We start from the raw sequence: 23372 nt of genomic DNA on the forward strand, positions 1-23372 counted from the left end.
GAGCGGTCGGCGAGACGTGTTCGGCGAGACGCGGCGAGGCGTCGCCGACGCGAGCCGCAGCGGTCGACCGTGCTTCGGAGGACCGCGCGTGCGCAGTGAGAAATGAGTGCGGGGTGCGGGCTACGCCGAACGGGGCGGTCCGCGCAGACGCATCTCCGTCAGCACGACGAGTTTCGGCGCGGTGAAGCGCCAGGCGGCCGCGATCCGCACCGCCGCGCGCTGCGGCGACGGGACCCAGTTCAGCACGCGCAGCAGGCGATCCCAGCCGAAGAGGTCGAGCAGCGCGCGCAGCGCCTGCTCCCCCGCGCCGAGCGCCGCGACGGTCACCGCTGCGCCGATGAGGTGGGCGATCCACATGCCCGCTCCAGCGTGCGCGGCGTGCGCGGCCGGCCCGACCGACGCGATCCCGGGCAGGAGCGCCTGCGCGGTGTGCGCCGCGTGGGCGCTCTGGGCGCCCTGCGCGGCTGCGGCCGCCGCGTCTGCAGCTCCGGGCAGCATCGTGGGATCCGTGATCCCGATCAGCAGCAGCCCGTGGAACACGAATTGGCTGAGGCCGACGGCGAGCGAGAGGCGGATCCACGACAGCTCGCGGCCCGCGAGCGCGACGCAGAGTGGCACCGCGAACACGAGCGTCAGCAGGATGCCGAGCAGCGGCGCCGGGCGGCCGTCCGCGATGGAGTGCGACAGCACGGCGACGAACACCGCGATCGCGGCGGCGACGAGTCCTCGACCCGTTCGATCCGCTCGCGATGACAGCACGTGTGCGAGTCTACGGCGTTCGCTGCCCGAGCGGGATCCGGATCCGCTCGGGCTGATGCGCTGGCGGCTGGGCTGTTTGGATCAGCACTCGACGACGTTGACGGCGAGGCCGCCCGTGCTCGTCTCCTTGTAGCGCTCCGACATGTCGGCGCCGGTCTGCCGCATCGTCTCGATGGTCGTGTCGAGCGGCACGACGTGCGTGCCGTCGCCGAGCAGCGCGAGCCGGCAGGCGGTCAGCGCCGTCGACGCCGCGACCGCGTTGCGTTCGATGCACGGGATCTGCACGAGCCCGCCCACGGGATCGCAGGTGAGGCCGAGGTGGTGTTCGAGGGCGATCTCGGCGGCATTCTCGATCTGGGCGACCGATCCCCCGCGGATCGCGGTGAGGCCCGCGGCGGCCATCGCGCAGGCGCTGCCGACCTCGGCCTGGCAGCCGGCCTCGGCGCCCGAGATGGAGGCGTTCGCCTTGAACACGGAGCCGATGGCGGTCGCCGTCAGCAGGAAGGTGCGGATCGCTTCAGGATCGAAGCCGCCCGGCACGGTCGCGAAGTAGAGCACGGCCGGCAGCACGCCTGCCGCCCCGTTCGTGGGAGCCGTGACGACGCGGCGCCCGGCCGCGTTTTCCTCGTTCACGGCGAGCGCGTAGAGCGCCAACGCTTCCTCAGCGGTGTCGCAGCCGTCGCGCTCGCGCAGCTTGCGCAGGCCCTCGGCGGCGCGGCGCTTCACGCCGAGGCGGCCGGGCAGCACGCCCTGCCCCTCGAGCCCGCGCTCGATGCAGGATCGCATCTCGGACCAGATCAGGTCGAGACCCGCCCGGGCTTTCTCCGCCCCGTGCAGCGCGACCTCGTCCTCCCAGGCGATGTCGGCGATGCGGCGTTCGCCGACCACGTCCATCAGCTCGGCGATGCTCGCGTAGCGGTGGCGGAGCTGCGGGGTGGCCGGGTCTTCGTCGCTCGCTGTGGTCGCGTTCGCTGCGTCGCCGTTTGCGGCGTCGGTCTCGGGATCCCCGACGCGTTCGATGAATCCGCCGCCGATCGAGAGGTAGGTCTCGCTGAGCAGCGTCTCGCCGTCCGCTTCGGCGGTGAGCACGAGGGAGTTCGGGTGGCCGTCGTGGCGGGAGAACGGGGCGAACACGATGTCGTGCTTGGTCATGGCGACGCCGTCAACGTCGATGGTGTCGCCGGTGTCGAGGCGATCCCATTCGCCGTGCACGAGGTCGGGGTCGACGGTCTCGGGCTGCAGCCCGCGGAGCCCGGCGATCACGGCGTCGGGCGATCCGTGACCGATGCCGGTCGCGGCGAGTGAACCTTGGAGGCGCACGACGAAGCGCGTGACTCGCTCGAGGTCGCCGGCAGCGGCGAGGCGCTCGCGGAACATCGCTCCCGCACGCATCGGCCCGACGGTGTGCGAACTCGATGGCCCGATGCCGAGCGAGAAGAGTTCGAGCGCTGAGACGTAGACGCCCCGATCAGTCATGCTGCGGCCGGTCCTTCCTGAGGCTGCGTCCGACGTTGGACACCAGTCATCGTAGTGCTGGAAACCTTGCCCACCCATCTCACTTCACAGGTGAAGAGACCTCACGGCCGGAAAACGAGCCCGGCTCAGTGCCCCACCAAGATCTTCCCGACCGCGATCCCCGCCGCCACCACGGCGACGCCGACTCCGCTGAGGATCATGCGGAGCGAGCTCGGCTGCTTGCGAATGCGGGCCACGATCACGCCGGTGAGGCCGAGGCGCACAATCACGTAGATCTCCGCCGCGAGCTGCGCCCACTCCCCCGGCGCGCCGAACAGCGCCGCCAGGCCGAGCACTGCGGCGGGGAAGACGCCCGAGGTGAGCACCGGCATCGAGTTCCGCAGCTCGTCGCGCGCCTCCTCGCGACTCAGCCGGTGGTCCGAGCGCACGCGCAGCCCGACGGACTCTGCGAAGGTGTGCGCCAGGAACGTCGTCGCCGAGGCGCCGAGCACGATCCAGAACGACCAGCCGCTCTGCGCGTCCTCACGCGACAGCGGGATGAGCGTCGCGAGCACGATGATGTTGCCGTACACATACGCGGTGATGCGGCTCGCGACGTCCTCGAGCGGCAGTTCGCCGCGATCGCGCCGCTTCCGTTTCCGCCCGAATCGCATGGGATCAGGCTACCGCCGTCCACACGGGCCGACGCCCACCGGCGCCAACACGCACCAGAGCACCCGCCCGGATCGCCCGTCACTGCCCTCAGAGCAGGTCGTCGCCGGCCTCTTCGAGCGGCCCTGCCCACCAGCCGGACGCCCCGAGCGCGCCCGGGTCGATGCGGGCGAGCGTCTCGCGCAGGATCCGCAATCGATCGACGTGCGGGACCGGCTCGCGCCGAGCCGCCTCGGGTTTCAGGATTCCGGCCCGCAGCGCCGCGAGCTTCGCCGCGGCCTGCTCGGCGGTGAGGATCGTGGGCCCGGACGGTGCGGGGCCCGCGGCCAGGTAGTGCGCGAACGCTTCGAGGAACCCTTCGGCGCTCGCGCGGTCCCGGTTCAGCGGCATGAGTGCGCCGGTCCGAGGATCGAGCACGGCGAGGCTGCGACTCCCGTCGAGTTCGACGATCAGCAGTTCCCCGTCGAACAGCGTGCCGATGACCCTGCCGCTCGCACCGTCGCCCGCCTCGATCCGACGCACCTCCCGCGCGCCGTCGGCAGCGGCACCAGCACCAGCACCAGCACCATCCCCAGCACCAAAGAACACCATCCCGAACGGCGGATCCACGTGCGACATGATCCTCACCCTACCGGCGCGCAGAGGCCCCGTCGGAGCCCGGCGCGAACACCGAACCTGACCGCCAGGTCCGAACTCCGGATCCCCCTTCCCCGCGCCGACTGAAGCTGAAAGGGTGGGAGCATCCGATTCGGAGAGGCTGTGATGCAGATGACCGATGAATACGATCTGATCGTGCTGGGCGGTGGGCCGGTGGGCGAGAACGTCGCGGATCGCGCCGTGCAGGGCGGCCTCACGGCGGTGATCGTCGAGAGCGAGCTCGTGGGCGGCGAGTGCTCCTACTGGGCGTGCATGCCGTCGAAGGCGCTGCTGCGCTCGGGGCAGGCGCTGCGGGCGGCCCGCCGGGTGCCCGGCGCGGCCGAGGCGGTCACGGGCGAGCTCGACGTGCCGGCGGTGCTCAAGCGCCGCGACGCGTTCACGAGCGACTGGGACGATTCCGGCCAGGTCGACTGGCTCAGCAGCGCGCATATCGATCTGGTGCGCGGACACGGCCGGATCAGCGGCGAGCGCCGCGTCACGGTGACGGACGCGGACGGCGGCGAGCGCACCCTGACGGCGCGGCATGCGGTGGCGGTCAGCACGGGATCCGATGCGGTCGTTCCGGGGATCCCCGGGCTGCAGGAGGCCGCCCCGTGGACGAGCCGCGAGGCGACGAGCGCGCAGGAGGTGCCGGAGTCGCTGATCGTGGTGGGCGGCGGCGTGGTCGCGGTCGAGATGGCGACGGCGTTCGCGTCGCTGGGCTCCCGGGTGACCATGCTGGCGCGCAGCGGCGTGCTCGGCGCGTTCGAGCCGTTCGCGGGTGAGCTCGTCACCGAAGGGCTGCGTGAGCTGGGCGTCGATGTGCGGACGGGCGTCTCGCCCGCGCGCGTGGATCGGGACGCCGCCGGGGTGACCGTGCGGGTGTCTCGCGACGATGCTGACGACGACGAGCTGCTCGCCGACGAGATCCTCGTCGCAACGGGCCGCCGCCCCCGCAGCGACGACATCGGGCTCGAGACGATCGGGCTCGAACCTGGATCGTGGATCGGCACCGACGATACGTTGCGGGTCCCGGGCACCGACTGGCTGTACGCGGTGGGCGATGTGAACGGTCGCGCCCCGCTGACGCACCAGGGCAAGTATCAGGCGCGCGCCGCGGGCGACGCGATCGCCGCACGTGCGCAGGGCGGCCCGGTCGAGGATCGCGCCTGGGGTCGCCACGCGGCGACGGCGGATCGCGCGTCGGTGCCGCAGGTGGTGTTCTCGGATCCGGAGGTGGCGTCGATCGGCCTCACCGAGGCGGCGGCGCAGCAGGCCGGACGCCGGGTGCGCGCGGTCGACGTCGATTTCTCCTCGGTCGCGGGTGCCTCGCTGCACGGCGACGGAGCGAGCGGGCGGGCCCGGATCGTGGTCGACGAGGATCGTCGGGTGCTGCTCGGGGCGACGTTCGTCGGACCGGAGGTCGCCGAACTCGTGCACGCGGCGACGGTCGCAGTGGTCGGCGAGGTGCCGATCCAGCGGCTCTGGCACGCGGTCCCGTCGTATCCGACGGTGAGCGAGATCTGGTTGCGGCTGCTCGAGGCGTACGGGCGGGATTCGGCGTGATCGCGCAACCCCCTCGTGAATGTCGGTGGGGTGCCGTAGTGTCTGAGCGATGATCGAGTTCCGCTCCGTATCGAAGAGATTCCCCGACGGCACCCTCGCCGTCGGGGAGTTCAATCTGGTCATTCCGGCCCGGCAGACTACCGTGCTGGTCGGTTCCTCGGGGTCGGGCAAGACCACCCTGCTACGCATGATCAACCGCATGGTCGACCCCAACTCGGGCACGGTCGAGATCGACGGCGAGAGCGTGCAGGATCGCGACCCCGTGGCACTGCGTCGCAGCATCGGCTACGTCATGCAGAACTCGGGGCTCATGCCCCACTTCACCGTCATCGACAACGTCTCGACGGTGCTGCGCTTGAACGGCGCGTCACGGCGCGAGGCGCACGAGCGGGCGCGCGAACTGCTCGACACGGTCGGTCTCGACCGAGCGCTGGCCGACCGCTATCCGAGCCAGTTGTCGGGCGGGCAGCAGCAGCGGGTGGGCGTCGCCCGAGGCCTCGCCGCGGACCCCAACATCCTGCTGATGGACGAACCCTTCGGCGCGGTCGATCCCATCGTGCGCGCCGAGCTGCAGCAGGAGCTACTGCGCCTGCAGCGCGAGCTCGGCAAGACCGTCGTGTTCGTCACGCACGACATCGACGAGGCGCTGCTCCTGGGCGATCAGATCGTCATCCTCGATGCCGGGGCGCGCATCGTGCAGCAGGGCTCCCCCGACGAGATCCTCGCGAATCCCGCCGACGGCTTCGTCTCGGCGTTCATCGGCGCCGACCGCGGCAAGCGCGCACTGAGCCTGCGGCAGACGCCCCACGGCACGATCGTGGTGGACGCCGACGGCCGTACGCAGGGCCGGCTCATCGCCGATCCGCCCGCCACCGCTCAGCACGGGTCCCGCGCGTCTGTGCCCGCAGTGACCGAGACCGCAGTGGCCGAGCCCGTCGTACCCGAGCCCGTCGTGGCCGAGCCCGGCACCGGTACGGGAGTGGGCGACTGACGTGACCTGGATCGGCGACAACCTCGGCCTCATCCTCGACCTCACCGCGGTGCACCTGCGGCAGAGCCTCATCGCGCTCGTGCTCGGCTTCATCATCGCCCTGCCGCTGGGCCGCCTCGCTTGGCGCTACCGCCTCGTGCGCGGACCCATCATCCTGCTCACGGGCCTGCTCTACACGATCCCCTCGCTCGCGCTCCTCATCCTGCTGCCCGCGCTCCTCGGCTACTCGGCGATCAGCGAGACCAACCTGGTCGTCGCACTCGCCATCTACGCCGTCGCGATCCTGGTGCGCGCCGTCGCCGACGGACTCGACTCGGTCGACGCCGACGTGCTGCGCTCGGCGACCGCCACCGGCTACGGTGCCGCGCGGCGCTTCTGGACCGTCGAGCTCCCGCTCGCCGGGCCGGTGATCCTCGCGGGCGTCCGCGTCGCGGCCGTGAGTACCATCGCGCTCGCCACGGTCGGCACGCTGATCGGCGTCAACAACCTCGGCTACCTCTTCACCAACGGTCTCGACCGTCGCCTGGTCGAAGAGGTCTTCGCGGGCGTGATCGCGGTCGTGCTGCTCGCGCTCATCATCGACGTGCTGCTCGTCCTGCTCGGCCGGCTGGTCATGCCCTGGCAGCGCGCGAGCACACAGAAGCGCACGCGGCGCGCGAGCGCCGACGCACACAGCACGCAGCCTCATTCGGAGGCGGTCGCATGAACCTCTTCGGCGACGCACTCGCCTGGCTGTTCGCCCCCGAGCAGTGGAGCGGCACCTACGGTATCCCGACGCTGCTCGGCCAGCACTTGCTCTACACGGCCCTCTCCGTCCTCATCGCCGCGGTGATCGCGGTCCCCGCCGGCTGGATCATCGGCCACACCGGCAAGGGCCGCGAGATCGCCGTCGCCATCTCGGGGGCGGCGCGCGCGATCCCGTCCTTCGGCCTCCTCATCCTGCTCGTACTGCTGTTCGGGGTGCTCCAGGTGCCGGCCGCGGCCCTGCTCACCTTCGTCCTGCTCGCGATCCCCTCGCTGCTGGCCGGGGCGTACACCGGGCTCGAAGCGATTGATCGCCGGGTCATCGACGCCGCGAAGGCCACCGGCATGACCCAGTGGCAGATCTTCTGGAAGGTCGAGTTCCGCCTCGGGCTCCCCCTCCTCATCGGCGGGCTCCGCGCCGCTACACTGCAGGTCATCGCGACCGTCACCATCGCCGCGTACGTCAACCTCGGCGGCCTCGGCTTCCCCATCATCCAGGGCATCCCGCTGCGCCGCTTCGACCAGGTGCTCGCCGGAGCACTCCTCGTCGCGCTCCTCGCACTCATCGTCGACCTCCTGTTCGCGCTCGCCCAGCGCACCGCCGTCCCGGCCGGTGTACGCGCGGCCGCAGGTTCCGGCGGTTCCTCCCGCGCCGCGCACCGCGAGCGCCATCGTTCTCAGCCGACCGCCTCGGCCGGCTGAACCCGACCACCGAAGAAGGGAACACCATGTTCACCGCTCGAATCACCCGTATCGCCGCCGTCGGCGCTGCCGCGGCCGTCGCGCTCGCGCTCGGCGCGTGCAGCTCCGCGAACCCCCTCGACGACTCCGGCAAGACGACCTCTTCGGGGTCCAGCGATACCGTCGTGGTCGGATCGCAGGCCTACTACTCGAACGAGATCATCGCCGAGATCTACGCGCAGGCCCTCGAGAAGGACGGCACGAAGGTCGAGCGCAAGTTCAACATCGGCCAGCGCGACGCGTACATGCCCGATCTCAAGTCGGGAGCGATCTCGCTCTTCCCCGAATACACAGGCAACCTGCTCGAGTTCCTCGACGGCAAGGCCACCGCCACGAGCCCCGACGACGTCTACGCCGCGCTCAAGAAGGCGCTGCCGAAGAACCTCACCGCTCTCGACTACGCCAAGGCCGCCGACCAGGACACCTACACGGTGCTCAAGAGCACGGCCGACAAGTACGGCCTCGAATCCATCGGCGACCTCTCGAAGCTGCCCGGCAAGCCGACCATCGGCGGCGCCCCCGAGTTCGAGAAGCGCCCCTACGGTCCCGCCGCCGCCAAGGAGCAGTACGGCGTCGACCTCGGATTCTCGGCGACCGGCCCGACCACGCTCGACGCGCTGCGCGCCGGCACCGTCCAGGTCGCCGACATCTATTCCGCCGACCCCGCCTTCGAGAAGGGCGACCTCGTCGCGCTCAAGGATCCGAAGAACATGATCCTCTCGTCGAACGTGGTCCCTATCGCCAGCAGCGACATCGCCGACAAGGTCTCGAAGACGATCAACGCGGTCAGCGCGAAGCTCAGCACCGAGGAACTCGTCAAGCTCAACGTCCAGAGCACCGTCGATAAGAAGCAGCCCGCCGACATCGCCAAGGCCTGGCTCGCGGCCAACGGGCTGAGCTGACCCCGCGCCCGCACCAGTACACTGATCCGGTAGTCCGTCTCGGCGCCCCGCTCCTCGCGGGCGCCGAGACGGACCCGTCGAGAAGATCAGGTACCAACGGTGAGCGACGAATCGCGCCCCTCCTTCGCCGCCGGCTGGTGGCCGACCCGGACCCGAGGCATCGTGCGCTGGTGGGACGGCGATGCCTGGACCGATCGCATCCTCGTGAACGGCCGCGAGACCACCATCGAGGACCGCAGATCTGCGCTGGGCGATCAGCTGTTCCTCTTCGAGATCACCATGATCCTGCTCGGCGTCGTCGCACTCATCGGCGGTGGGGCCGGGTTCCTCCCCGCCGGCATGTCCGGGACGCTGGTCGCGGGATTCACCGGCGCCGCGATCACGATCCTCGTCAACACCCGGCAGCAGCAGCGGCGCCTCTCGCGCACACGCACCGGTGAGCAGTACCCGCCGGCTCCCTGAGACCGGGCTCCGGCAGAACCTGCAGAACCGGCAGAACCGGCGGAACCTGCGGAACCGGCAGAATCCCGGCAGAACCGACAGAACCCCGGCAGCGCGCAGGGGCGGCCGCTACGGCGTCGAGATCGGCGCGTGCACCGCGACGCCCACCCCGGTGCCCGCCGCGGGCTGACCGGTGAGCATCGACTGCGTCGTGCCCGTGATCATGAGGAAGAGCGAGATCGCCGCGACGAACGCGAGCGCGCAGGCCGCTACGAGCGCGACCGCGACGAAGGGAACCGGCTGCTTGAGAGCGTGTGCGACTGTCATGCCTCCAGCATCGCCGCGCGCGCTCCACCGCGCATCGACCCGAGGTACTGACCCGCGTAGGACTCAGGTCTGATCCGCGCGGCCGGGACCGACCCCGGGACCGACCCCAGGCTTGACCCCACCGGCGCCGACACCCGAATCAGCACCAGCACCAGCACCAGCGCCACCGCCACCGCGGCCGCCCCCGCGGCCGCGCCCCAGCAGCACCGGACGCAGCAGCCGGACGACGAGCGCGAGCACGAGGAACGCGCACGCCCCCAGGATCCCGGCGTCCGCGGCGAACAGCCACCAGTTCTCGACGCTCGGCGGCGGATCGACCACGTACTTCCCGCCGATGTAGTCCATGCTCGCCGGATACCGCTGCGGCGCGTACCGGGTCAGGTTCTGCACGGTCCAGGGCAGCGGCCATCCGAACTCGACCCGCGTGAGCTGCGCCGCCGAATCGATCGTGGTCGGCAGGGTCCGCAACCACAGCGCGAGCCCGGCCCCGAACGGCATCAGACCGAGCAGCGGCAGCAGCCAGGACCGGACATGGCCCCGGCGCCGAGCCGGCGCGGGGTACGCGGCGGCGACATCGTCCGCGCCCATCGGGGTCCAGCTCACTGCGGATGCGGCGTCTCGCCGCCCTCCAGCATCGCCAGGATCTTCGCGAGCCGGTTCGCCCGTGTCGTCGCGTTCGACGCGGTCATGAGCCGGTGCAGCACCGAATACCGGTTCGCCCCGTTCAACCCCGCGAACACGGCCGCCGCGCTCGGCGACGCCGCCAGGGCGGCCACCAGGTCGTCGGGCACCTCCGCCTTCGACGCTCCCGCGTACGCGCGATCCCAGCGGCCATCGCCCTTCGCACGCTCGATCTCGGCGTTCCCGCGCTCGCGCATCCGCCCCGCCTCGATCAGCTCCGCGACGAGTCCGATGTTGCGCTCCGACCACATCGACTGCCTGCGCCGCGGCGTGAAGCGCTGCCGGAACGTCGCCGAGTCGAGGCTCCCCTTCTGCCCGTCGATCCATCCGCTGCACAGCGCCTCGTCGAGCGCCTGCGCGTAGCTCAGCGTCGTCGGCTCGGTGGTGCCCTTCTTCGCGAGCACCAGCCAGACACCGTCCGAGGTCTCCTCGTTCTCGTCGAGCCAGGCCCGCCAGGCAGCGGCATCGGCGAGCGTGAGCAGCGGCGGCAGCGGTGCGGTCATGCCTCCATCGTAGAGAGCGGAGCCGGGGCGCGGAACTGCGCGACCGGGCGCCTCGGACGCGGGACGAACATGGGGGTGCCCGCGAGCGGATCCGGCACGACGATCCCGTCGAGTCCGAAGACCTCGGCGACGAGCTCGCTCGTGAGGACGGCCTCGGGCGGCCCCTCCGCCACCACGGCCCCCTCGCTCATCACGATCAGATGCGTCGCGTACCGCGCGGCCTGGTTCAGATCGTGCAGCACGGCGACGAGCGTGCGCCCGCGATGCCGGTGCAGGTCCGCGCAGAGGTCGAGCAGGTCGAACTGGTGCGCGATGTCGAGGAAGCTCGTGGGTTCGTCGAGCAGCACGACCTCCGTCTCCTGCGCGAGCACCATGGCCACCCAGACCCGCTGCCGCTGACCGCCCGAGAGTTCGCCGACGAGGCGCTCCGACAGCTCCGCGGTACCGGTCGCCTCGAGCGCATCGGCGACCGCGGCTTCGTCGCTCTCGCGCCACTGCCGCAGCAGCGTCTGGTGCGGGAACCGACCACGCGAGACCAGATCGGCGACGGTGATGCCGTCCGGAGCGATCGAGGTCTGCGGCAGCAGCCCGAGCCGCCGGGCGAACTCCTTGCTGCGGAACGCGGCGATGTCCTCCCCGTTCAGCAGCACCCGCCCGGTGCGGGGCGGCAGGAGGCGCGCGAGCGCTTTCAGCAGCGTGGATTTGCCACAGGCGTTCGGCCCGACGATGACGGTGAATCCGCCGTCGGGGATCCGCACCCCGAGTTCCCGGGCGACGACGTGGTCGTCGTAGCCGACGGTCAGGCCCTCGGCGCGCAGACGGGCCCCGTCGACCGGAGCGGATGGACTGGAATGCGACACGGGTGTCATCCTTTCCTGGCCTCGCGGACGAGGAGCCAGACGAAGTAGCCGCCGCCGATCGAGACGGTCATGATGCCGACGGGCAGCGGCGTCGGAGCGAACAGCCGCTGCGCGGCCAGGTCCGACGCGATCAGCAGGAGCGCGCCGATCGCCGCGGACGCGGCCATCGCGGGGCCCGAACTGCGTGTCAGTCTGCGCGCGATCTGCGGGGCGACCAGCGCGACGAACGCGATCGGGCCCACTGCCGCCGTCGCGAGCGCGGTGAGCGCGACACCGATGAGCATCAGCAGCAGTCTCACGCGTTCCGCCGCGACGCCAGTGGCCCGCGCGGCGTCGTCGCCGAGCTCGAGCTGGCGCAGTGCGGGCCCGCCGGCGAGTGCGAGCGGCAGCAGGATCGCGCAGAGCAACGAGACCGGGATCAGCTGCTCCACTCGCGCTCCCGACAGGCTGCCGGCGCCCCACACCGCGGCGCGCATGGCGACGTCGAGATCGGCTCGCACGATCAGCAGCGTGTTCACCGATGCGAGCGTCGCCGAGACCCCGATCCCGACGATGATGAGCCGGAAGCCCTGGACGCCGCGACGGTACGCCAGGAGATAGACCGCCGCCGCAGTGAGGATCCCGCCGAGCAGCGACCCCGCGGCGCTCAGCAGATAGCTCCCGCCGGTCAGCACGATCGTGAGCAGCGCACCGGTGTACGCCCCGGTGGAGAATCCGATGATGTCGGGTGAGCCCAGCGGGTTCCGCGTCAGCGACTGGAAGATGGCCCCGCTGACCCCCAAGCAGGCGCCGAGCAGCAGCGCGAGCAGCACCCGTGGCATCCGCCAGTCGAGGACGACCAGGCGTGCTCGACGATCGCCGCCGCCGAAGAGCGCGGCGACGACGTCGGAGAGCGGCACCGTGACTTCGCCCCAGGCGAGCGAGAGCACAGCGATGACGATGCAGAGCAGGAGCGCGATGAGCGTGACCGCCGTGCTCCGCCGCCCGATGCGCCAGGCGTGCCGGTGCCCGCGGAGCACGACCGCCGAGTCGCGGAACCGCACGGCACCCCGAGCCGGATCCACCGGAGCCGCCGGAGCCTGAGCCGGACCCCGGGCGCTCACAGCCCGCTCGCCTTCGACCGACGGGCGAGCGCGACCAGCACGGGCGCACCGACCAGGGCGGTGACGATCCCGACCTGCAGTTCCTGCGGGGCGACGACGAGCCGGGCGACGACGTCGGCGATCGTGAGCAGCGCCGGCGCGAGCACGATCGTGAAGACGAGGATCCACCGCTGGTCGGGCCCGACGAACCATCGGCAGATGTGCGGGACCATGAGACCCACGAATCCGATGGGGCCGGCCGCCGCGGTCGCCGCTCCCGCGAGCACCGTCACCGCCACGATGACGAGCAGTCTGGTCCGGGCGATCCGCGCCCCCAGCGCACCGGCGAGCTCGTCGCCGAGCGCGACGACGTTGAGCGCCGGGGCGAGCGCGAGCGCGAGCAAAGTACCGGCCAGGATGACGGGTGCGGCGATGACCAGCACGTCCCAGCCGCGCGCCGATAGGGAGCCGGCGCCCCAGTCCCGCATCCGGTCGAAGGCGCCCGGATCGAGCAGCGTGATCGCGGAGGTCACCCCGCCGAGCAGCGCCCCCACCGCGACGCCGACGAGCGTGAGGCGGACCGGCGAGACGCCCCGCCCCGCCATGCCGAGGAACATGACGACTCCGGTCACGGCGGCGGCGCCGAGGAACGCGAACCAGATGTACCCCTGGATCGAGGCGGCGCCGAACCAGGCGATGCCGATGGTGACCGCGAATGCCGCGCCCGCGTTCACCCCCAGAATCCCGGGATCCGCGAGCGGATTGCGGGTGAAGGCCTGGATCAGGGCGCCGGAGACGCCGAGAGCGATCCCGACGACCAGGCCGAGCAGCGCACGGGGAATCCGCGTCTCGCGCACGATGAAGGCATCGTTGTCGTCGCGACCGCCCCAGAGGCTGTCCACGACCGCATCGATGCCGATGGGTTTCGCCCCGAGCGCGACGCTCGCGGCGATCACGCAGACGAGTAGGATCACCGCCAGCAGCAGCCAGACGAGCCGGGTCGGGACCGTGCGCGCGATCTGCCGGGGAGGTGCCGCGACGGTCATCCGATCTCGGCAGGGCGATCCCCCGCCAGGTCCTGCGTCCAGTAGCCGATCGCGTGGTGCCGGTCCCGCGCGAGACCGAGCCGGCCGCGCAGGTCGCCCCGGATCGCCCGACTGGCAGCCGCTTCGCAGGCGATCCAGGCGTACCAGGGTTCCCCGGGGTCCACGAAGCGGGCGACCTCGTCCGGGAGCGCGCTCGGGCCGATGCCGTTGCCGCTCCCCACGACCCAGTCCACGCGCAGGCGGGCGTTCGAGGCGAACTCCTGGACGTCCCCCGGATCGGCGACCTCGATGATCGCGGTCGCCGTGATATCCGCGGGGAGCTCCTCGACGATACGGCCGAGCCCCGGGAGGCCCGTCGCGTCGGCCACCAGCAGCATCGCGCGCGCGTCTCCGGGAGGGGCGTAGTAGGAGGAGCTGCGGTCCTCATCGAACACTCCGATGAGGTGCCCCGGCTCGGCCCGCTCGGCCCAGGCGGATGCCACCCCGCCCGGGTGCACCACGAAGTCGATGTCGAATCGCAGGCCGCCGTCGTGCACCGCCCGGACCGTGTAGTGACGCCAGGGCGGCTCCTCGCCGATCCAGCCTCGACCGTACTCGGGCGAGTTGAAGACGCGGAGCGCCGCCGCGGTCTGCCCCGGAGCGGGCAGTGCGATGTCGATGCGCTCGTCGCCGACGCCGTCGGTGTGCCAGAGCCAGCCGCCGACGGCCTCGAAGCGGATGCGGACGAGATTCGGGGAGAGCCTGCGGGTCGAGAGGACGCGGGCCGGTGAACAGGGAATCGCCACGGATCAGCCCTGCGCGACCTTCTGCAGGATGCTCTCGACGGTGTCGAGGCTGTCCTGCCCCCACTCGAACGAGGATGTCGCCGGTGCCTCGAACCCCGAGAACACCTTCCCGTTGCGAACCGCCGGCAACGACTTCCAGACGCGGTTGTTCTCGTAGCGCGAGAGCTGCTCGGGCTCCAGCACGACGATGAACCCGGCGTTGCCGAGCTTCTCGAGCTGCTCGTCGGAGATCCAGGCCCAGTCCGTGCTGGTCTTGGCCTCGCCATCGGTCGGGGTGCGGAACACGGCATCGATGTCGACCCACGCGGGTGTGGGCCACCCTCCCGGTGCGTAGCTCGCCCAGGTCGCGTCGTTGGTGTTCAGGGACACCACGGCGAGGGGATTCTCGTCGAGCACCTTCCGGTAGTGCTTGGAGATCCGCTTGGCGCGTTCGTCGTACGAGCGCTGCTGCTTCTGCGCGGTGTCGAGGTGGTTCGCCGCGTCGGCGATGCTCAGCGCGCGCTTCGACCAGGAACCGGTCAGATCGACCCGGAAGAGCGGCGCGATGGCCTCGAGCCGCTTGAGCGTCTCGGGTTCCGGGAACGCCGCGTCGACGATGATGAGGTCCGGGTCGAGGTCGAGCACCTTCTCGACGTTGATCTCAGCGTAGGTACTGACCTGCTCGACGCCCTTCAACGCGTCGATGTAGCGCTGGGGGCGACTTCCCGGCTCCTGGATCCCCTGCATCACGCCGACGGGGGTGACCCCCACGTCGACGAGCACGCTCGACGAGAAGAAGTCGGTGGCGACGATGCGCTTCGGGTGGGTCGGGATCCGCACGTCTCCGACGGAGTCGGCGACCGTGCGGGTCGCCGACCCGCTGTCCGAGGCATCCGCCGAGGCGGCGCAGCCGGCGAGGGCGGACCCGAGCAGCGCGAGGGAGGAGACGGTGGCGACGACGCGCAGGAGGCGCTTGCGGGCGCGCGGGATCGAGGGAGAAGAGGAGAGCACGATGGTCCTTCTGGACTGAGAACTTCGGTTGCTTAGGCAACCCTAACCATCATCAGACTATCGAGCCCGAATCCCGCTATTCCGTCCGATCGTGACGGTTTTCGTCGGACGCGGTCGGCAGAGCTGCGACTGCGCACCGACCCGAGAAGTACGCCGCGGGCGTGGTCCCGACGGCGACCCGGAAGTGATCGATGAAGGTGCTCGCGTTGGCGTATCCGAGCCGCTTGGCGACGGCGACCACCGGCGTCCCCGAACCGAGCAGCAGGAGCGAGGCGCGCACCCGGGCTCGGATCCTCCACTGGGTGAACGAGAGACCGGTCTCCGCCACGAAACCCCGCACGAACTCGCGCGCGGGCAATCCCGCCCGCTCCGCCCAATGCTCGGTGGCTCGGAAATCGTGCGGCGCATCGAGGATCCGCTCGGCGACGAGACGCAGCCGCGGACTCTCCGGCATCTGCAGATCCACCTGCGCGCTGGGAGCGGGCCGCAGCAGCTCGAGCGCGAGTCCCTGCACGCGCATTCGGGTCTCGGGGTCGAGCGGGCACTCCGCGTTGAGCAGCAGCAGCTCGCGGATCGTCGGGAGCATCTCGACCACGACGGCCTCCCGCGGCAGGTGCACCGCAGCGCCGCGCGCGACGAAGGTTGCGTGCAGGATCGTGTCCGCCGCCGCCTCGATGGTGTGCGACACCCCCTCGGGCACCCACACCGACCGGTGCGCGGGCACGGTCCAGATGGCGTCATCGGTCCGCACCCGGATCACTCCCGCGGTCGACCAGATCAGCTCGTCCCGCGCGTGCCGTTCCGAGGTCCAGGACCGCATGCTCTGCGTCGTGTGCCGCTCGGTGGTGAGGAGGAACCCGCGAATCCGGTCCCGCACCCGATCGCGCGCGACCGCACCAGCAACCGGGACGTTCACGCTCACGCCGAGCGCTCCGCGCCGAGCCGCCAGGCGCTCGCGGCGTGCTGCTGCCGCCAGAACTCGGCGAAGCGCCCTCCGGCCGCGAGCAGTTCCTCCGGTGAACCGTCCTCGACGATGCGCCCGCCGTCGAGGAACACGACGCGGTCGGCGGCGCGGATGCTGCTCAGCCGGTGCGCGACGATCACGCGGGTGCGCGGCGTCGGGTCGTCGGCGAGCGCCGCGGCCACGGCCGCCTCGTTCTCGGCGTCGAGCGCGCTGGTCGCCTCGTCGACCAGGAGCACGGGAGCGCGCGACACGAGCGCCCGCGCGATCGAGACCCGCTGCCGTTCCCCGCCCGAGAGGGATCCGCCGGCCTCGCCGACCCGGCTCTCCCAGCCGTCCGGCAGGCGATCCGCGAGGGTGTCGACGCGGGCAAGCGCGGCGGCTGCGCGCCAGCGATCCTCGGAAGCCGTGGGATCGCCGACGAGGATGTTGTCGCGCACGGTGCCGTCGAACAGGTACGGGTGCTGGAACACGACGCTGACGAGTTCGCGCCGCGACGCCTCACTCAGCTCGGCCAGCGGGACGCCGTCGACGAGCACGCTGCCCGCGCCCGGGCGGCGCAGGCCCGCGAGGAGCTGCAGCACGGTGGTCTTGCCCGAGCCCGAGGGGCCGACGATCGCGGTCGTCGTGCCCGGAGCGAGCTCCAGGTCGAAGTCCGAGAGCACGCGGGATCCGGCCGACGCGGCGGATCCGGTCGCCCCGTCGTAGTCGAAGCTCACCCCGCGGAGCGCGACCCGCGGCGCGGAGCCCCGAGCCGGTTCGCGTTCCCCCGCGGGATCGACGGGCGCCTCGAGCACCGTCCGCATGTTGCGCAGCGCACCGGTCGCCGCTTCGATACCGGGTGCCAGCTCGGCCAGCGCGGTGAACGGCTCGAGGTAGCGCACGATCACGAGCGTGAGCGCGATCGCCGCGGGTGCCGAGAGCGCGTCGGTCGCCGCGAGCCAGACCGTGGTGCCCGCGAGCAGCAGGAGCGCGAGCTGGGCCGCGAGGCCGAACAGCAGCTGGCCGGGCACCTGCAGCAGGATCAGCCGGGTCGTGGCGCGGTGCTGCGCGGCGAGGGCGGATCCCGCGAGGCTGCGTGCCGGATCGACGCGGCGCGCAGCCCGCAGAGCCTGCTGCGTGCGCGCGAACTCGACGATCCGCTCGGTCAGCGCGGTGTTCGCGTCGGCCGCCGCACGGTCGGCGTCCCGGCTGAGCCGGCCCGCGAGCCAGAAGGCGCCGAACAGGATCGGCACACCGGCCAGCGCCGCGAGCGCGAGCGGCCAGGCGATGGGCAGCAGCGCGACCGCGATGGCGATCGGCAGCAGGATCGCGCTGAGCACCGGGGTCACGAGATAGATGACGACGCCGACGAGGTCGGGACCGGTCGCGGCGACGGCCTGGCGCGCGGTCGCGGTGCGCTCGGCGTCGAACCAGGCGAGCCGCACCTCGGCGATGCGGTCGGCGACGGTGCGCTGCCCGCTGTCGAGCAGCGCGAAGCCGAGCGCGAATCCCCGCTTCGCGGCGGCGGCGTCGACCGCCCAACCGAGCACGGTCGCAGTGGCGAGCGCTGCGAGCCACGGCCAGGCCTCCGCGGGTCTCGGCCCGAAGAGCGCCGAGACCAGGGGCACGAGCAGCACGGCGCCGACGGCGCGCAGCAGGATGCCGAGCACGGTGAGACCGAGGTGGGCGCCCACCGCGCGGCGGCGGTTCGCGGGGAGCAGGCTGAGCAGGGTGCGGATCATCGGGTCTGCTCCGTTCCGGCGGCGACGGGTTCGGGGGTGGATTCAGGGGTGGACGAGACCCCGTTCGAGGCCCCGGACGCGGCGTCCCAGAGACTCCGGTATCGGCCGCCCCGGCCGAGGAGTTCGTCGTGCGTGCCGGACTCGGCGATGCGGCCGTGGTCGAGCACGACGATGCGGTCGGCCGAGGCGACGGTGTGCAGCCGGTGGGCGATCACGAGCACGGTGCGGCCCTCGGCCAGACGGCTCAGCGCCCGCTGCACGAGGTACTCGGATTCGGGGTCGGCGAACGCGGTCGCCTCGTCGAGGATCAGCACGGGAGTGTCCGCCAGGATCGCGCGGGCGATCGTGAGGCGCTGCCGCTCGCCACCCGACAGCGCGGCGTCGGGGCCGAGAACGGTGCCGTACCCCTCGGGCAGGCGAAGGATCCGATCGTGGATCTGCGCGGCCCGCGCCGCGGCCTCGACCTCGGCATCGCTCGCGTCGGGCTTCGCGAGGGCGAGGTTGTCGCGCACGGTGCCGTGCACGAGCTGGGTCTGCTGGAACACGAAGCCGACGCGGGCGTAGAGCTCGTCGGGGTCGAGCGCGCGGAGGTCGTCGCCGCCGACGCGGATGCGACCGGACTCCGGGTCGTGGAAGCGTGCGAGCAGGGCGGCGAGGGTCGACTTGCCGGATCCGGACGGGCCGACGAGCGCGGTCACGGTGCCGGGTTCCAGCGACAGGGAGACGTCCTCCAGCACGGGAACGCCCGGCCGGTAGGCGAAGCCGACGCGGTCGAACTCGACGCGGCCGCGCGGGACCCGAGGCGCGCCCTCGGCGGGCTCGCCTGCGTCCTCGGTCTCGAGCTCGGGCTCGTCGAGGGCGACCTGGATCCGTCGCGCGGCGAGCAGACCGGCCCGCAGGCCGCCGAGCCCGTAGCCGATCCCGAGCAGCCGGGATCCGAACGTCGTGCCGAGCAGCAGGAACGGCAGCAGCGCGATCGGCTGCATGGTCCCGCCCGTGATCAGCACGGTACCGAGCGCGCAGATGAGCAGCAGGAACGTGGCCGGACGGGTGACGAGGTCGATGAACGCCTTCTGCCCGCTGAGGGGCCGCTGCCAGCGGTCGAGGAACCCGATGTACTCGCCCAGCCGGGCGCGGAAGCCGGTGGCCGCCGCTCCCCCGAACACGCGGATCACCGGCTGGCCCTCCAGGTAGGAGCCCGCCTCGCTGTTCATACGTTCCGACCAGCGCAGCGCCTCGGCCGTGCGCGGCGCCGATTGCACGACCATGACAGCCATGGCGATCACGTAGACGAGCACCGGCAGGAGGAGCAGGAGCGCGATCCGCCAGTCGACCGCGAACAGGTAGACGAGCACCGCGACGGGCGCGACCACGGCGGCGACCGCGTCGGGCACGGCGTGGGTCACGAGGTAGTGCAGCGCGAGCGTGTCGTCCTGCACGAGCTGCTTCACCCGGCCGGACCCGCGCGCGTCGTACCAGCCGAGCGGCACGCGGGCGAGCTTGCGCAGCAGGCGCTGCCGCAGTTCCCGTTCGAAGCGCGCATCGACCGCGTGGGTCCAGACGAGCAGCGCGGTCGAGAGCACGACCCCCGCGGCCATCAGTCCGACGGCCCACCAGCCGAGCGCCCAGAGCCGAGACGCCTCGGCGCCGCCGAGCAGCAGGCGGGCGAGCTCGACGATCAGCACGAAGGGTGCGAGCTGCAGGAGGGTGACGATCCCCTGCGCGGCACCGGCCGCGACGAGCTTCGGACGCAGCGGGGCGAGCAGCCGCGATCCCGCGTTCGCCCGCCAGGATCCGCGCGCGGCCGCGGGTGCCTCGGCCGCCTCGGAAGCAGCCGCCTCGCCGACCGCAGCCGGTGCGGGATCCAGTACCGGATCCGGTGCGGGACCCGCCGCGATCGCCGCGGCCGCCGCTTCGGTCGTCCCGACCGCATCGGCGGCCGATGCATCCGCCGCGGGCTCCGTTTCGGGCGCGGCCTTGGAGCGGTTCGCGCCGAACGCGCGGCCGAAGTACCAGTAGGCCTGCGCGTGCGTCTCGCTCTTCGGGAATCCGAACTCGTCGCGCAGGCGACCGCGGAGGTGCTTGAGCGATCCCGACTCGGGCGCGGCCCACGCGTACCAGTCCGACCAGTCGCGCGACTCGATCGCGGCGGCGAGAGAGGTCTCGCCCTGACGCGGGACCCAGTGCACGCGAGCGCGCGGGTGCACGTGCAGCGGGATCCTCCGGTCGTCGGGGGTGTGCTCCTCGAGGTAGATCTCGATCGGCACTTCGTCGGGCACGGTCCCGAGGATCGCGTTGATCGCGGGGATCGACGCGCTGTCGCCGATGAGCAGGTAGCCGGCGGGCAGTTCGTCCGGCAGGTCGAAGCGCGAGGATCCGAGGGTCGTGACCGACACCCGGGTTCCCGGGGCTGCTGCGGCGGCCCAGGTGCTCGCCGGCCCGGCGGGCTCGTGCAGGACCATGTCGACCGCGAAGGTTCCGGCGGCCTCGTCGACCTCGGAGAGCGTGTAGGCGCGCTGCTGCTCGAACTCGGGCCGCTCGGGGTCGGGGAACCAGAAGCGCAGCCAGGCCGTCGGCGAGACCACCACGTCCTGCAGCAGCGTCGGAGCGCTCATGCGCACCCGCACGAAGTGGGGCGCGAGCGGTTGGACCTCGGTGACTATCGCCTCGTGGTCGCGGGCTCCGTACCCGCGCATCATCACTCCGGAGAACCCGCGCTTGGCCATCGCGCACCCTTCTCGGGGCCCACGTCGAACCCCGTAACTTAGCCAAGCCTAACTTACATCTGAGGAATGCGGTTCTCCGATCGCAGCGCCGCATCGATCTCCGCCACCGCATCGCGCCCGGCACGGTTCGCGCCGACCGTGGACTGCGACGGACCGTAGCCGATGAGGTGCAGGCGGGGTTCCGCGGCCACCCGGGTCCCGCGCATCTCGATCCCGCCCCGCTCATTGCGGAGCCCGAGCGGATCCAGGTGCGCGATCGACGGCCGGAATCCCGTCGCCCACAGGATCGTGTCGACCGAGGTGAACGAGCCGTCGGCCTCGCGCACGCCGTGCGGCTCGATGGCCGTGAACATCGGGCGGCGCACGAGCACGCCGCGATCCCGCGCGGCCCGCGCGTACGGGGTCCAGGCCAGCCCCGTGTACGAGACGACGCTGCCCGACGGGTTGCCGGCCTCGACGTCGGCGGTGACCCGCTCGATCGTCTCGCGCCCCTCGACCTCCGGACTGAAATCGCCGTCGAGGAACACGGGCTCGCGCCGCGTGTACCAGGCGACGCGCGCCACCCGCGAGATCTCCTCGAGCTGCTGCACGGCCGAGATCCCGCCGCCGACCACGGCGACGCTGCGACCCGCGAACTCGTCGAGCGAAACGTAGTCGCGGGTGTGCAGCTGCCGCCCGAGGAACCGATCGGCGCCGGGCACCTCCGGCAGCACGGGATTCCCCCAGGTGCCGGTCGCGTTGATCACCGCCCGCGCCCGCCAGAGCCCGGCGCTGCTCTCGATCAGCAGCTCGCCGTCGGGATCCGCGTCGGCGCGGCGCACCGCCGTCACCGAGACCGGGCGCAGGATCGGCAACCGCATCTTCGCTTCGAACGCGGAGAAGTATCCGGGGACCGCCTCGCGGCTCGGGGTGGCCCGGTCGACCGGGGTCTGCCGGAACCCGGGCAGGTCGAAGATGTGGTTCACGGTCGCCATCGAGAGGGACTCCCACCGGTGCTGCCAGGCGCCGCCCGGCAGCACCTCACCGTCGAGGATCACGAAGCTCCGCTCGGCCCCCGGGTCCAGCAGCGCACTCGCGAAGCCGTGACGCTGCAGGTGGTAGCCCGCAGAGAGGCCCGCCTGACCGGCGCCGATCACGACGACGGTCGCGCGGCGATCACCGCTCATCGCTGCGGCTGGATCACGAGCTTGCCGCGCGTACGTCCGGTACGGCTGGCGCGGAAGGCGTCCCCGACCTCCTCGAGCCCGAAGGTCCCGGCGACCTCGACCCGGAGGGCACCGCTGCGGGCGAGTTCGGCGAGCCGGGCCGTCTCGGCGCCGTCGACGCGCACCCAGATGATGCGTCCGCCGTGCTCCACGACCGAGTCGTCGGCGACCGAGACGTGCGGTCCATCGGCGCGGAGCACGGCGAGCGTGGCCTCGAGCTGCCCGCCGACGAAGTCCGCGACGGCGTCGACCGGGCCGCCCGCCAAAGCGCGCACGCGCTCCGCGAGCCCCTCGCCGTGCGCGACGGGCTCGGCACCGAGGCTCCGGAGGAACTCGTGGTTGCGTTCCGACGCGGTGCCGATCACCCGAGCACCGCGGGCCACCGCGATCTGCACGGCGAGACTGCCGACGCCGCCCGCCGCCGCGTGCACGAGCAGCACGCGGCCGTCCAGCTCGCCGAGGGCGTCGACGGCGCGCAGCGCTGTCCCGCCGGCGAGCGGCAGGCCCGCGGCCTGCTCCCACGACAGTTCGGCGGGCTTGAGGGCGACGGCCTCGGCGGGAACGGCTACCCGCTCCGCGAAAGTCCCCGCCGACACGGTCTCCTTGCGCGCGTACGCGAGGACCTCGTCGCCAACGCGGAACTCCGGAGTATCGGCGCCGACGGCCACGACCACCCCGGCGACGTCCCACCCCGGGATCACCGGGAACCGCGCGTCGATCATGCCGTCCAGGTACCCCGCCATGATCTTCCAGTCGACGGGGTTCACGGAGGCCGCGCGCACCTCGATCAGCACCGAACCGGCGAAGAGCTTCGGCTCCGCCACCTCTCGGACCTCGAGCCCGTCGAGTTCCTGGCTGTATCGGTCGTAGACGACGGCTCGCATGGCGGCTCTCCTCGTGGTTCCCGGGTCGATCCGGGCATCCCGGATCGGATGAAGACTGCGCTTCCCCGACCCCAACGTCGCCGGCCCCCCTGCCATTCCGAGGGTTTCGCCGGAATACTGGCGCCCATCGGCCGGTTGCCCCCAGCATCGACACCGACCGGGAAGGAGTCCCCGTGCGTCCCTATCTCGACAAGATCGCCCCCGAGGCGTGGCAGGCCGCCCAGGCCTTCTCCGCCTCGATCGCGGACGCCGCGACGCGGCTCGGGCTCACCCCCGCCGAGACGGAACTCATCAAGGTGCGCGCCTCCCAGCTGAACGGCTGCGCGTTCTGCCTGGATCTGCATTCCCGCGGTGCGCGCGAGGCGGGTGTGCCGCAGCAGAAGCTCGACCTGCTACCGGCGTGGCGCGAGACCCGGATCTTCGGCGAGCGGGAGGCCGCGGTGCTCGCCATCGCCGACGCCGCCACTCGGCTCCCGATGAGCGAGGACGCGCAGGCGGACCTCGCCGGCGCCCGCAATGTGCTCGGCGACGAGGCCTTCGTCGCGGCCGAATGGGTCGCCTCGGCGATCAACGCGTTCAACCGGATATCGATCCTGAGCGAGCACCCGGTACGACCGCGCGACGACGCGGGCAAGCTGCTGCGCTGACCCGCTCTCCCCCGGGTGATCGGGGCCGAGCTCGGCACGCCAGA

Annotated in this window: 24 protein-coding genes; 7 read left to right on the forward strand and 17 right to left on the reverse strand. The window is 71.9% G+C overall.

Going from position 1 to position 23372, the window contains the following annotated elements; all coding sequences use genetic code 11:
- Window positions 1–120: 120 nt before the first annotated feature.
- The 4 genes from BMH31_RS05060 to BMH31_RS05075 form a co-directional block, all read right to left on the reverse strand.
- Window positions 121–759 (reverse strand): hypothetical protein, encoded by a 639-nt coding sequence (locus BMH31_RS05060; RefSeq protein ID WP_099723779.1) that lies wholly within the window; start codon window positions 757–759, stop codon window positions 121–123.
- Window positions 760–840: 81 nt separating this feature from the next.
- Complete coding sequence (locus tag BMH31_RS05065; protein WP_099723778.1) at window positions 841–2235, reverse strand: L-serine ammonia-lyase; 1395 nt, start codon at window positions 2233–2235, stop codon at window positions 841–843.
- Between the two features lie 125 nt (window positions 2236–2360).
- On the reverse strand, window positions 2361–2888 hold the full coding sequence (locus BMH31_RS05070) for a hypothetical protein (RefSeq protein ID WP_099723777.1): 528 nt from the start codon (window positions 2886–2888) through the stop codon (window positions 2361–2363).
- Window positions 2889–2976: 88 nt separating this feature from the next.
- Window positions 2977–3504, reverse strand: coding sequence for a hypothetical protein (locus tag BMH31_RS05075; protein ID WP_143469791.1), 528 nt, complete (start codon window positions 3502–3504; stop codon window positions 2977–2979).
- Between the two features lie 150 nt (window positions 3505–3654).
- Here BMH31_RS05075 and BMH31_RS05080 point away from each other — a divergent pair, with 150 nt between their 5' ends.
- From BMH31_RS05080 to BMH31_RS05105, 6 genes are all read left to right on the forward strand, one after another.
- Window positions 3655–5088 (forward strand): NAD(P)/FAD-dependent oxidoreductase, encoded by a 1434-nt coding sequence (locus tag BMH31_RS05080; protein WP_099723833.1) that lies wholly within the window; start codon window positions 3655–3657, stop codon window positions 5086–5088.
- Between the two features lie 49 nt (window positions 5089–5137).
- Window positions 5138–6079, forward strand: coding sequence for an ATP-binding cassette domain-containing protein (locus tag BMH31_RS05085; protein ID WP_099723775.1), 942 nt, complete (start codon window positions 5138–5140; stop codon window positions 6077–6079).
- A 1-nt stretch (window position 6080) separates the two neighbouring features.
- Complete coding sequence (locus BMH31_RS05090) at window positions 6081–6785, forward strand: ABC transporter permease subunit (RefSeq protein WP_099723774.1); 705 nt, start codon at window positions 6081–6083, stop codon at window positions 6783–6785.
- Window positions 6782–7525: an ABC transporter permease subunit gene (locus BMH31_RS05095; protein WP_099723773.1), complete on the forward strand. Its 744-nt coding sequence runs from the start codon at window positions 6782–6784 to the stop codon at window positions 7523–7525. The genes BMH31_RS05090 and BMH31_RS05095 overlap by 4 nt, the downstream gene beginning before the upstream one ends.
- A gap of 26 nt (window positions 7526–7551) precedes the next feature.
- Window positions 7552–8466, forward strand: a complete 915-nt coding sequence (locus BMH31_RS05100; RefSeq protein ID WP_099723772.1) for an ABC transporter substrate-binding protein — start codon at window positions 7552–7554, stop codon at window positions 8464–8466.
- A gap of 99 nt (window positions 8467–8565) precedes the next feature.
- Window positions 8566–8928: a DUF2510 domain-containing protein gene (locus BMH31_RS05105; protein ID WP_099723771.1), complete on the forward strand. Its 363-nt coding sequence runs from the start codon at window positions 8566–8568 to the stop codon at window positions 8926–8928.
- Between the two features lie 108 nt (window positions 8929–9036).
- On the opposite strand, the gene BMH31_RS05110 is transcribed toward BMH31_RS05105, so the two are convergent.
- The 13 genes from BMH31_RS05110 to BMH31_RS05170 all read right to left on the reverse strand — a co-directional run bounded on the left by BMH31_RS05110 (window position 9037) and on the right by BMH31_RS05170 (window position 22681).
- Window positions 9037–9234, reverse strand: a complete 198-nt coding sequence (locus tag BMH31_RS05110; protein WP_099723770.1) for a hypothetical protein — start codon at window positions 9232–9234, stop codon at window positions 9037–9039.
- 63 nt (window positions 9235–9297) lie between these two features.
- The gene (locus BMH31_RS15475; RefSeq protein WP_158234956.1) at window positions 9298–9837 is read right to left on the reverse strand and encodes a hypothetical protein; all 540 of its coding nucleotides are present in this window, start codon (window positions 9835–9837) and stop codon (window positions 9298–9300) included.
- Window positions 9834–10418 carry a YdeI/OmpD-associated family protein gene (locus tag BMH31_RS05120; protein ID WP_099723768.1) on the reverse strand — a complete coding sequence of 195 codons (585 nt, stop codon included), beginning with the start codon at window positions 10416–10418 and terminating at the stop codon, window positions 9834–9836. The genes BMH31_RS15475 and BMH31_RS05120 overlap by 4 nt, the downstream gene beginning before the upstream one ends.
- Window positions 10415–11278 (reverse strand): ABC transporter ATP-binding protein, encoded by an 864-nt coding sequence (locus BMH31_RS05125; RefSeq protein ID WP_241898143.1) that lies wholly within the window; start codon window positions 11276–11278, stop codon window positions 10415–10417. Before BMH31_RS05125 ends, BMH31_RS05120 begins: the two co-directional genes overlap by 4 nt.
- A gap of 5 nt (window positions 11279–11283) precedes the next feature.
- Entirely contained in the window at window positions 11284–12381 is a 1098-nt protein-coding gene (locus tag BMH31_RS05130; RefSeq protein ID WP_241898144.1) for an iron chelate uptake ABC transporter family permease subunit, read from the reverse strand.
- Window positions 12378–13406 (reverse strand): iron chelate uptake ABC transporter family permease subunit, encoded by a 1029-nt coding sequence (locus BMH31_RS05135; RefSeq protein WP_099723765.1) that lies wholly within the window; start codon window positions 13404–13406, stop codon window positions 12378–12380. The genes BMH31_RS05130 and BMH31_RS05135 overlap by 4 nt, the downstream gene beginning before the upstream one ends.
- Window positions 13403–14191, reverse strand: a complete 789-nt coding sequence (locus BMH31_RS05140) for a siderophore-interacting protein (protein ID WP_199068414.1) — start codon at window positions 14189–14191, stop codon at window positions 13403–13405. Before BMH31_RS05140 ends, BMH31_RS05135 begins: the two co-directional genes overlap by 4 nt.
- Before the next feature lie 3 nt (window positions 14192–14194).
- Window positions 14195–15181: an ABC transporter substrate-binding protein gene (locus tag BMH31_RS05145; protein ID WP_199068416.1), complete on the reverse strand. Its 987-nt coding sequence runs from the start codon at window positions 15179–15181 to the stop codon at window positions 14195–14197.
- A 76-nt stretch (window positions 15182–15257) separates the two neighbouring features.
- Window positions 15258–16103, reverse strand: a complete 846-nt coding sequence (locus tag BMH31_RS05150; RefSeq protein ID WP_199068418.1) for an AraC family transcriptional regulator — start codon at window positions 16101–16103, stop codon at window positions 15258–15260.
- Window positions 16100–17866 (reverse strand): ABC transporter ATP-binding protein, encoded by a 1767-nt coding sequence (locus BMH31_RS05155; RefSeq protein ID WP_099723763.1) that lies wholly within the window; start codon window positions 17864–17866, stop codon window positions 16100–16102. Before BMH31_RS05155 ends, BMH31_RS05150 begins: the two co-directional genes overlap by 4 nt.
- Window positions 17863–20592, reverse strand: coding sequence for an ABC transporter ATP-binding protein/permease (locus BMH31_RS05160; protein ID WP_241898145.1), 2730 nt, complete (start codon window positions 20590–20592; stop codon window positions 17863–17865). The genes BMH31_RS05155 and BMH31_RS05160 overlap by 4 nt, the downstream gene beginning before the upstream one ends.
- Window positions 20593–20645: 53 nt before the next feature.
- Complete coding sequence (locus BMH31_RS05165; protein ID WP_099723762.1) at window positions 20646–21758, reverse strand: NAD(P)-binding domain-containing protein; 1113 nt, start codon at window positions 21756–21758, stop codon at window positions 20646–20648.
- Window positions 21755–22681 carry an NADP-dependent oxidoreductase gene (locus BMH31_RS05170; protein WP_099723761.1) on the reverse strand — a complete coding sequence of 309 codons (927 nt, stop codon included), beginning with the start codon at window positions 22679–22681 and terminating at the stop codon, window positions 21755–21757. Before BMH31_RS05170 ends, BMH31_RS05165 begins: the two co-directional genes overlap by 4 nt.
- Before the next feature lie 173 nt (window positions 22682–22854).
- Between BMH31_RS05170 and BMH31_RS05175 the strand changes: the two genes are divergently transcribed.
- Complete coding sequence (locus tag BMH31_RS05175) at window positions 22855–23328, forward strand: carboxymuconolactone decarboxylase family protein (RefSeq protein ID WP_099723760.1); 474 nt, start codon at window positions 22855–22857, stop codon at window positions 23326–23328.
- Window positions 23329–23372 lie beyond the last annotated feature (44 nt).

This window comes from Leucobacter sp. OLIS6, from assembly GCF_002752355.1.
Taxonomy (GTDB): domain Bacteria; phylum Actinomycetota; class Actinomycetes; order Actinomycetales; family Microbacteriaceae; genus Leucobacter.